Source organism: Streptomyces sp. NPDC006296 (assembly GCF_040613235.1).
Taxonomy (GTDB): domain Bacteria; phylum Actinomycetota; class Actinomycetes; order Streptomycetales; family Streptomycetaceae; genus Streptomyces.
This window is the reverse complement of the sequence record NZ_JBEXRT010000061.1, coordinates 19,932-29,463: the sequence shown is the minus strand read 5'-3', so window position 1 is coordinate 29,463 and position 9,532 is coordinate 19,932. Positions and strand designations below refer to the sequence as shown.

Annotated in this window: 7 protein-coding genes; 4 read left to right on the top strand and 3 right to left on the bottom strand. The window is 73.0% G+C overall.

Annotated elements, in window-relative coordinates; genetic code table 11:
• Positions 1-254: 254 nt before the first annotated feature.
• Positions 255-1,577, bottom strand: a complete 1,323-nt coding sequence (locus ABZ172_RS28410; protein WP_356887926.1) for a helix-turn-helix domain-containing protein — start codon at positions 1,575-1,577, stop codon at positions 255-257.
• A 131-nt stretch (positions 1,578-1,708) separates the two neighbouring features.
• On the opposite strand from ABZ172_RS28410, the gene ABZ172_RS28405 reads away from it, so the two are divergent.
• On the top strand, positions 1,709-3,625 hold the full coding sequence (locus ABZ172_RS28405) for a DUF6350 family protein (protein ID WP_356887932.1): 1,917 nt from the start codon (positions 1,709-1,711) through the stop codon (positions 3,623-3,625).
• Positions 3,626-3,661: 36 nt separating this feature from the next.
• Here ABZ172_RS28405 and ABZ172_RS28400 read toward each other — a convergent pair whose 3' ends face one another.
• On the bottom strand, positions 3,662-4,636 hold the full coding sequence (locus ABZ172_RS28400; RefSeq protein WP_356887924.1) for a hypothetical protein: 975 nt from the start codon (positions 4,634-4,636) through the stop codon (positions 3,662-3,664).
• A gap of 239 nt (positions 4,637-4,875) precedes the next feature.
• On the opposite strand from ABZ172_RS28400, the gene purN reads away from it, so the two are divergent.
• The 3 genes from purN (at position 4,876) to ABZ172_RS28385 (ending at position 8,714) form a co-directional block, all read left to right on the top strand.
• The gene (gene purN, locus ABZ172_RS28395; protein WP_356887922.1) at positions 4,876-5,532 is read left to right on the top strand and encodes a phosphoribosylglycinamide formyltransferase; all 657 of its coding nucleotides are present in this window, start codon (positions 4,876-4,878) and stop codon (positions 5,530-5,532) included.
• Entirely contained in the window at positions 5,519-7,072 is a 1,554-nt protein-coding gene (gene purH / locus ABZ172_RS28390) for a bifunctional phosphoribosylaminoimidazolecarboxamide formyltransferase/IMP cyclohydrolase (protein WP_356887920.1), read from the top strand. The genes purN and purH overlap by 14 nt, the downstream gene beginning before the upstream one ends.
• Positions 7,073-7,283: 211 nt before the next feature.
• Positions 7,284-8,714, top strand: coding sequence for a DUF2079 domain-containing protein (locus ABZ172_RS28385; RefSeq protein WP_356887930.1), 1,431 nt, complete (start codon positions 7,284-7,286; stop codon positions 8,712-8,714).
• Positions 8,715-8,793: 79 nt separating this feature from the next.
• Here ABZ172_RS28385 and ABZ172_RS28380 read toward each other — a convergent pair whose 3' ends face one another.
• Complete coding sequence (locus tag ABZ172_RS28380; RefSeq protein ID WP_356887918.1) at positions 8,794-9,396, bottom strand: hypothetical protein; 603 nt, start codon at positions 9,394-9,396, stop codon at positions 8,794-8,796.
• Positions 9,397-9,532: the final 136 nt, after the last annotated feature.

Sequence of the window (9,532 nt, the reverse complement as noted above, 5' to 3'; positions counted from 1 at the left end):
ACCAAACCCCCACCCCCGGGCGGTGGGGGTGCGGGCCCGCGCCGTTTCCGTTCCGGAGTTCCGGAGTTCCGGAGTTCCGGAGTTCCGGAGTTCCGGAGTTCCGGAGTTCCGGAGTTCCGGAGTTCCGGAGTTCCGGAGTCGCGACGTGGGGCGGCGGGGATCCGGAAACCCGGCAGCTACAGCACCCCGGACACCCGGCATCCCGGACACCCGGCGCCCGGTATTCCGGCCCTGGTCGGGGCCGTGGCATCCGGTCAGGGAACGCGTGGAACGAGTCGCTCCGGGCCGTGGGCGAACTCCCCCTTCAGCGCCTTCTGCAGCTTCAGGTCCTGGGGCGTCAGCTTCTCGGGTCCGCCCAGCGGGGGGACACCACCGACCCGTTCGGCCGGCGCCAGCGGCTGCTCGTAGTGCGTGGGCGCCGTGTGGAGCGTGAAGGAGGTCGCCCCGATGAGCAGCACCCCGAAGCAGAGTGCGGCACGGGTCCAGAGCTCCGCGACGCGTTCGCCGCCCGCGCGGACCGCGGGGGCGGCCGGTGGAGAGGGCACGTCCTCCGCGAGGGCGAGCGCAGCGAGCGGTTCGCTGAGCTGCGCGGTCCCGGCGCCGGGACCGGCGGGGTCCGCCGGTGCGGGCAGCCGCTCGGCGACGGCGGCCCGCGCGGTCAGCAGCCTGCCCGCCGCCGCGGGGGTGCTCGCCTCCGTCTCCGCGGCCGTCTCCGCGAGCCCCAGGCCCACACCGTCGTGCAGCAGGAGCGTGCGGCGGTAAGCAGGCGGCAGGCCGAGCAGCGCGCCGAGCAGCGCACGGTGGGCCGGGTCCTCGGGCAGCGGATCGGTCTGGCGGTGCGTACGGCGCAGCCGGTGCCACGGTGACATCGCGTACTCGTACGCGACCGCCCGCACCCAGCCTGCCGGATCCCGGTCCGTGGCCACCTCGGGCCAGCGCTGCCAGGCGATCCGGAACGCGTGCTCGACGGCCTCCCGCGTCAGCCTCCGATGGCCGGTCAGCAGATACACCTGGCGGGTGAGCCCCGGAGCGGTACGCCCGTACAGCGCGTCGTACGCCTCCTCGGCGGTGAGACCCTCCCGCGGCTGCGGTACGACGGCACCCGACGCGTCCGGTACGGGCGCCCCGGGTGGGGTTTCCTCCGGGGCGGATGCCTCCCGCGCGGCCGGCTCCTCCTCGGCGGCGGGTGCCGCTGCCGCGGTCACGTCCTGTGCGGTCACCTTCCGCGCGGCCGTCCCCGCCGCGGACGCCGTACGTTTCCCGCTTTCGCTCCCGCTCCCGCTCCCGGTCTCTCTCCCGTTCCCGCTCCCGCGTCCGTGCGCGTCGGCGGAGAGGTCCGGTGCGTGGTCCGGGGCGGCAGGGGGTTCGGCGCAGCCGATCAGTCGGGCGTAGGCCGCGAGCCGGCGGCCCCGGGGGCTGGCGCGCCCCGTCTCCCAGGCGCGGACCGTGGCGGGTGTGACGCCCACGGCCGATGCGACCTGTCGCTCACTCAGTTCCTTCGCCTCGCGCAGCCTGCGGCGCTCCTTGGGGGAGGGCAGCGGGGCAGCGGGGGCGTGACCGGCGGCCTTCCGTGTCATGCCCGGCCTCCGTCTCCGAGAGCACTCCACCAGGTGAAAAAGTACATAAGCATATATTGGGCGACACAGCGGCCATTCGCTCGTTACACGGAAAAAGCGCGTGTCGTTGGCAGCATGGCGGCGTGACCCAAGTGACCGAGCGCAGCCCGATGTTGTCGGCCGAGCGGAACAGGTCCGCCGCCCTGGCCTCCGCTTTCGTGCGAGGAGTCCTCGCGGCGGGGCTCGGCCTCGGCTCGCTGGCCGTCCTGGTCATGCTGCTGTGGATCAGTTCTCCGTACCCCGACAGCGGACCCGGTGGCGCCCTCCATGTGGCGGCCGGCGTCTGGTTGCTGGCGCACGGCGCCGAACTCGTGAGAGCCGACACCATGGGCGGACACCCCGCGCCCGTGGGCACGGTCCCGCTGCTGCTCGGCGCGCTGCCGGTGTGGCTCGTGTACCGGGCCGCCCGGGACTCGGCGGAGACCGAGGGGAAGCCTCTCGGCGGGCACTCGGCGGTCGGGGCGTTCTGTGCGGTGAGCGCCGGATATCTGCTGGTGGTGCTGGCTTCCGCGGAGTACGCGCGAGGCGGGGCGCTGGCCGCTGACCGGGCGTCGATCGCGTTCCCCGCCACCGCCGTGGTCGCGGCCGCTGCCGCCGCGGGCGTGTGGACGGCACGCGGCCGGCCGCTGACCCCGCTGCTGGTCTGGGCGCCGCTCCGGGTGCAGGAGGCGGCGGCGCGCTCCCAGGTGCGGTCGGAAGCGGGAGTGGTCCTCCGTTCGGCCGCCGCCGGGGTGCTCACGCTGCTGGGAGGCGGGGCGCTGCTGGTCGCGGTGGCGCTGGTGTGGCATTCGGGCGCGGCGAGGGAGTCGTTCCTCGGCCTGTCGGGCGACTGGGCGGGCCGGATCTCCGTCCTCCTGCTGGCGATGGCCTTCGTCCCGAACGCGGCGGTGTGGGGGGCCGCCTACGGCCTCGGACCGGGGTTCGCCCTGGGCACCTCGTCCACCGCCACCCCGTTCGCCTTCACCGGGCCGCCCGCGCTGCCGGACTTCCCCCTACTCGCCGCGGTGCCGTCGCACGGCCCGGGGACCGGTGCGAACTGGGCGGCCGCCGCCGTGCCGGCGGTGGCGGGCCTGGTCGTCGCCCGGTTCGTCGCGCTCGGCGCGGTCCCGGTGCGCGGGGTGCGCACGGAGACGTGGAGTCAGAGGCGGACCGCGCTGGTGGCGGGGCTGGCCGCCGTCGGCTGCGGTACCGGCACGGCGGTCCTGGCGGCTGTGTCGGGTGGTCCGCTGGGCACCGGCGCGCTGACGGAGTTCGGTCCCGTGTGGTGGCTGGTGGGCCCGGCCGCGCTTGCCTGGACGGCCGTGATCGGCGTACCGGTGGCGCTGTCGCTGAGGGCCTGGCGGCTCAGGGAACACCGCTGGGCATGGCGCCTGGCCGCGGCCGGGGGCGAGGCGGCGCAGACGGAGGAGTCCGCACCGAAGCCCGAGCCGAAGCCGAAGTCGAAGCGGAGATCAGGGAAGCGGGCGAAGCGCGGAGCCGAGAAGGAGCCGGATGACACGGATGTGCAGGCGGAGCCGTACGACTTCCTGTCGGCCGACCCCTGGCACGAGGACGGGGCGCGGGAGGCCCGCTGGGCGGCGCTCAAGAAGTCGGGCGCTTCGCTGACGGACCTCTCCGTGCGCACGCGGCCGGGGACGCCGGCCGATGCACCGGCACCCGCTGATACACAGTCACCGGACCAGGCGCAGAAGCCGGTCGGTGCGCGGGCGCAGGACGGGGCGCGGACGCCCACCCCGGCCACGACGCCCCTCGGGGCGCAGAAGTCCGTCGAGGGACAGAAGCCCGTCGAGGGACGGAAGACCGCCCCGGAGCAGACCCGGGAGCGGCAGGAGCCGGAGCAGCAGCAGAAGCCGGAGCGGGACCCGGAGCAGCAGCAGAAGAAGCCCACCCGCCGGGACGACACCCGGCCCGCGCAGCCCGCCGACCAGGACACCGGGCCCGCGGAGCCCACCGGCCGGGAGGGTGCCCCGGGGCACCCGGAACCCGGCCGGGAGGACGCTGCGGAGTGAACGGGCGCGTGCGCGCGGAGGTTCACTCCGGAGGTGCTACTTCTTCACGCCGAAGAAGGGCTCCAGCGGATCCGGCAGCTTCTCGTTGCAGGCGAGGGCGCCGGACTTGGTGAGCGCGTCGTTCACACAGGTGTAGTAGTCGCGGTAGACCAGCTGGACCGTGTAGCCGGTGGCCACGATGGCCAGGGCCAGCACGGCCGTCACCAGGCCGCTGACCGCCGCCGTCGTCTGCTGGCGGCCGTTGTTCTGCGCGCCCCGGGGGAGGGTGCCGGGCGCAGTGCCCTGGGCCGGGGTGACGGCCGTGCGGTCCGCGTCGCCCGCGGCGCCGTCCGGGGCCTTCTTCGGGCCGCCGCGCAGGGCGCTGATCGACCAGTACACGGCGAGCGCGCCCAGGAGCATCGCGATCTCGGGGAAGTCGAAGAGGGCGAAGAAGAACGCCCACATGCCGCCGAGCACCGCGTAGCGCGCACGCCGCTGGGCCGGATCGGTCGGGTCCCAGCGCAGACCGCCGGGGCTGCCCTCGGGTCCGCCGCCCTGTCCGCCGGCGCCGCCGGGGCGGCCGCCGAACCCGCCGCCCTGCCTGCCGGGCTGCTGGTCGCTCCACTGACTGCCCCAGGCCGGGCGGTCGTCGGAGTGCCCCTCGGCGCCGTCGCCGTTCCCGCCGTCGCCGTGCTGTCCCTGCGCCCGGGAGGGGCGGCGGGGCTGCCAGGGCTGGTCGGGCCGGTCCTCGGGCGGCGCCGCGAACGGATTGTCGTCCGAGGACCCGGAGGAGGAACCCCTCCGACCCGGCGAGGACGATCCCGCGGCAGGCGATCCGGACGACGGCGATCCGGACGAAGAGGATCCGGAGGCGGAGCCCGCCGGTGCGTCCGGGCCCCGGGAGGGCTCCGGTCCCGACGGGGAGCCCGGGCCCGAGGAGGAGTCCGGTGATGAGGACTGGCGTTCCCGCATCAGCATGGAGGCCCGCTCGGGCAGCGGGTGGCCAAGGGCGGTGCGGAGGCGGTCCGGCATGTGGTGAACGTCTTCCCCATCTCGTCATTTCCGCCCGGGGGCGGTTCCCTGTCCCCTGACGCTACCTCCCGGCCACGCCCCCGTCCCGTGGGGGCCGCCGGGTGTGCCGGTATCGTTGCTGACGGTCGGACCGTTCGTAGAGTTCCCCGTATCGCGGGGTGAGCTTCTTTCGTACGACCATACAAACGCACCTCCTGCACATCGCGTATCCGCTCCACCACGCGAGAAAGGGCCCCGCCGTGGCCTCCCCGCCCTCCTCCGCCGCTCCGGCCCGCGTGGTCGTGCTCGTCTCCGGCTCAGGCACGAACCTCCAGGCGCTCCTCGACGCGATCGGTGACGATCCCGAGGGCTACGGCGCCCGGATCGTCGCCGTCGGCGCGGACCGCAACGGCACCGTCGGCATCGAACGCGCCGAGCGCGCCGGGCTCCCCACCTTCGTGTGCAGGCTCGGCGCGTACGCGACCCGCGAGGCGTGGGACGCGGCCCTGACCGCGGCCGTGGCGGAGCACCGCCCGGACCTCGTCGTGTCCGCGGGGTTCATGAAGATCGTGGGCAAGGACTTCCTGGCCGAGTTCGGCGGCCGGGTCGTCAACACCCACCCCGCCCTGCTCCCCAGCTTTCCCGGTGCCCACGGTGTGCGCGACGCGCTCGCGTACGGCGTGAAGGTCACCGGGTGCACCGTCCACTTCGTCGACGACGGCGTCGACACCGGTCCGATCATCGCGCAGGGCGTGGTCGAGGTGACCGAAGAGGAAACGGTGGAGGGCGAAGCCGCCCTCCACGAACGCATCAAGGAAGTCGAGCGCAAGCTGCTCGTCGAGGCCGTGGGGCGGCTCGCCCGTGACGGCTATCGCATTGAGGGACGAAAGGTTCATCTCGGTCATGTCGGTGAATAAGCCCATCCGTCGCGCCCTGGTCAGTGTCTACGACAAGACGGGGCTCGAAGACCTCGCCCGCGGTCTGCACGAGGCGGGTGTCGAGCTGGTGTCCACCGGCTCCACCGCCGGGAAGATCGCAGCCGCCGGTGTACCGGTCACCAAGGTCGAGGAGCTCACCGGCTTCCCCGAGTGCCTCGACGGCCGCGTCAAGACGCTGCACCCCCGCGTGCACGCGGGCATCCTCGCCGACCTGCGCCTGGACACCCACCGTGAGCAGCTCGCCGAGCTCGGGGTGGAGCCCTTCGACCTGGTGGTCGTCAACCTGTACCCGTTCAAGGCGACCGTCGCGTCCGGTGCCTCCGACGACGAGTGCGTGGAGCAGATCGACATCGGCGGACCGTCGATGGTCCGCGCCGCCGCCAAGAACCACCCGTCCGTAGCCGTCGTGACCAGCCCGGAGCGTTACGCCGACGTCCTCGCCGCGGTCGCCGCGGGCGGCTTCGACCTGACCGCCCGCAAGCGGCTCGCCGCCGAGGCCTTCCAGCACACCGCCGCGTACGACGTCGCCGTCGCCTCCTGGTTCGCCGACGGCTACGCGGCCTCAGGCGACTCCGGCCTCCCCGAGTTCCTCGGCGACACCTTCGCGCGCACCAGCGTCCTGCGCTACGGCGAGAACCCGCACCAGCCCGCCGCGCTCTACACCTCGGGCGAGGGCGGTCTCGCCGAGGCCGAGCAGCTGCACGGCAAGGAGATGTCCTACAACAACTACACGGACACCGACGCCGCGCGCCGCGCCGCCTACGACCACGCCGAGCCGTGCGTCGCGATCATCAAGCACGCCAACCCGTGCGGCATCGCCGTCGCCGACGACGTCGCCACGGCGCACCGCAACGCCCACGCCTGCGACCCGCTCTCCGCGTTCGGCGGCGTCATCGCCGTCAACCGGCCGGTGACCGTCGCGCTGGCCGAGCAGGTCGCGGAGATCTTCACCGAGGTCATCGTCGCCCCGGCCTACGAGGACGGCGCCGTCGAGGTGCTCGCCCGGAAGAAGAACATCCGGGTGCTGCGCTGCCCCGAGGCCCCCGCCGCGGCGTTCGAGGTGAAGCCGATCGACGGCGGCGCGCTGCTCCAGGTCACCGACCGGCTCCAGGCCGACGGGGACGACCCGGCGCACTGGACCCTGGCGACCGGCGAGGCGCTGTCCGCCGAGGAGCTGGAGGAGCTCGCCTTCGCGTGGAAGGCGTGCCGCGCCGTCAAGTCCAACGCGATCCTGCTCGCCAAGGACGGCGCCTCGGTCGGCGTCGGCATGGGCCAGGTCAACCGCGTCGACTCCGCGAAGCTCGCCGTCGAGCGGGCGGGCGAGGAGCGGGCCCGGGGCGCCTACGCCGCGTCCGACGCCTTCTTCCCCTTCCCCGACGGTCTGGAGATCCTGACCGCCGCCGGCATCAAGGCCGTCGTCCAGCCGGGCGGATCGGTCCGCGACGAGCTCGTCGTCGAGGCCGCGAAGAAGGCGGGCGTGACCATGTACTTCACCGGCACGCGCCACTTCTTCCACTGACCTCCGGGCCGTCCCACCACCGCAGGCCGCACCCTCTCCGGGGTGCGGCCTGCGGTGCGTCCCGGCGTACGGGGCCCGCTCGCCCCTCTGTTCTAATGAATGGCCTTGCCGGGCCGGAGCGGGAGGGACCGGTGCGACCGGCCGGCAGTGATCCAGTGAGGGACTCCGTTGCGGGGGCATCGTGCTTGACCTGAACCAGAGCGATACCGACGTGCCCGGCGAACAGGCCCCGGAACCGGCCGCCGGACGGATGCACCCGGCCCCGCCGCGCCCGTACCTGATCACCGCCGTCCTCCTGTGCGCCCTCTACTTCCTCTACGCCTACCTGCGGTACCGCCACTTCCAGTCGCCCTCCTGGGACCTGGGGATCTTCGAGCAGGAGCTGCGCGCCTACGCCGGGTTGGACGCCCCGGTCGTCGACATCAAGGGCCCGGGATACCTGATCCTCGGCGACCACTTCAGCCCCGTGGTGGCGCTCCTCGTCCCGCTCTACTGGATCTGGCCGTCCGCCGCCGCCCTGCTGTTCGCCCAGGCCGCGCTGTTCGCCGCGTCCGCCGTCGTCGTCGGCCGTACCGTCCAGCAGCTCCTGGGCGGACGCTCCGGCCTGTGCGCCATGGTCGCGTACGGGCTGTCCTGGGGGCTCCAGGAAGCGGTCAAGGCCGACTTCCACGAGATCGCCCTCGCCGTCCCGCTGGTCGCGCTCGTCTGCCGCGGCCTGCTCATGGGGCGGTGGCGGGCCGTCGTCCTGTGGTCGCTGCCGCTGGTCCTGGTCAAGGAGGACCTCGGCATCACCGTCGCCGTCGTGGGCGGACTCCTGGCCCTGTACGGCCGGCGCCTCCAGGGCTTCCTGCTGGCCGCCTTCGGAGTCTTCGCGTTCGCACTGACGGTGCTGGTGCTCATACCGGCGGCCAGCAGCGCGGGGACGTACGACTACTGGAAGAAGATCGAGGAGAACGGCGGGCAGGAGGTCTCCCTGCTCGACTCCGTCCTGGGCGTGCTGGACTCCTCGGTCAAGGTGGAGATGCTGGTCTTCCTGGTCGGCATCACGGCGTTCATGGCGCTCCGCTCACCCCTGATCCTGCTGGTCCTGCCCACGCTCGGCTGGCGGCTGCTCTCCCAGGACTCCAACCACTGGGGCATGGTCTGGCACTACAGCGCGATCCTCATGCCGGTGGTCTTCCTCGCCATGGCCGACGGCGTCCGCCGCAGCAAGGGATCGGGACGGCCCTGGCTCGCCTCCTACGCGAACGTCGCCGTCCCGGTGGCCACGGCGATCGCCGTCACCCTCACCCAGCACCTGCCGCTCCGCGACCTGCTGCGGCCGGAGACGTACCGGGCGGACGCGCGCACCCACGCGGCCGAAGAGGCGCTCGACGCCATTCCGGTCGGCGCCCGGGTGGAGACGGACATCACGCTGATGGCGCACCTGACCGCGGACCGCACCGTCTACTGGATCGGCGGCGCCCCCGGCACCGCCCCCGACGTCGTCGCGATCAACCTGGACTTCGGCTGGTCGCGCCCGATCGACGACCCGGTGAAGTACGCCGAGCAGCTCCACCCGGAGGCGCGCTACCGGATCACCCGGGAGGCGGGCTCGTTCGTCGTCATGGAGCGGACCACGAAGGCGCCCGGAAACGGCTGAAGGCCGCAGACCCGCCGGTCGGGCGGATGTACGGCCTTCGTGTGCCCCGCGAACGGAGTGCGCACCGTGGTGCGGTGCGTCAGTAGCGCGGACGCTGGAACCACTGTGCGCCGTCCTGCTTGGCGCAGAAGACGATGATCATGATGCCCAGTGCGATGCTGATGAGGGCGAAGACATTCGCCCCCAGCAGGCTGACGACGCTGAAGAGCGTGACGAAGGAGCCGTACACGATCGCCGAGATGCGGATTCCGTTACCGCCGGAGGTGAACTTGGCGGCGGTCAGGATCGCCCACAGTGCGATCCCGAGGGTCAGGATACCGACGACGACGAACACGCCCATGCTGATGTTGGCCGCGTTCTGGGCGTCGGCCGAGTCGTACGGCGAATCGGCACCGGTCAGTTTGTCGCTCAGCCAGGCGCCCCCGATGACCATGACGATTGCGCCGATGACCTGGAAACCGCCAAGGACGTAGAGCATGACGCGGGCGGCCTTCACCCCGCCGGGCATCTCGGTGGGGCCACCGGGGTAGCCGCCGCCGGGGACCGGCGGTGCCTGCGGGTAGCCGTAACCCTGCTGGGGCACGCCCTGCGGGGCCTGCTGTGGATAGCCGTAGCCCGGCTGCCCGCCCGGCTGTCCACCCTGCTGCTGGCCGTAGGGGTTGTTGGGGTCGCCGAAGCTCATGGCGAGGTTCCTCCGTTTGAAGTGCGGGGACGACGCGGCCCGGGCGGAGGAAACGTGTGCAGTGCGATCTGAACGGTGGTCCCCCCGACACTGTCCGCGGTGATGCGGGACTTATCGTCGTCGTGACATCCATATT

Excerpts from the sequence above, each read along its gene's own strand:
- ABZ172_RS28410 (WP_356887926.1), bottom strand. The coding sequence starts at position 1,577 with ATGACACGGAAGGCCGCCGGTCACGCCCCCGCTGCCCCGCTGCCCTCC.
- ABZ172_RS28400 (WP_356887924.1), bottom strand. The coding sequence starts at position 4,636 with ATGCCGGACCGCCTCCGCACCGCCCTTGGCCACCCGCTGCCCGAGCGG.
- purH (WP_356887920.1), top strand. The coding sequence starts at position 5,519 with ATGTCGGTGAATAAGCCCATCCGTCGCGCCCTGGTCAGTGTCTACGAC.
- ABZ172_RS28380 (WP_356887918.1), bottom strand. The coding sequence starts at position 9,396 with ATGAGCTTCGGCGACCCCAACAACCCCTACGGCCAGCAGCAGGGTGGA.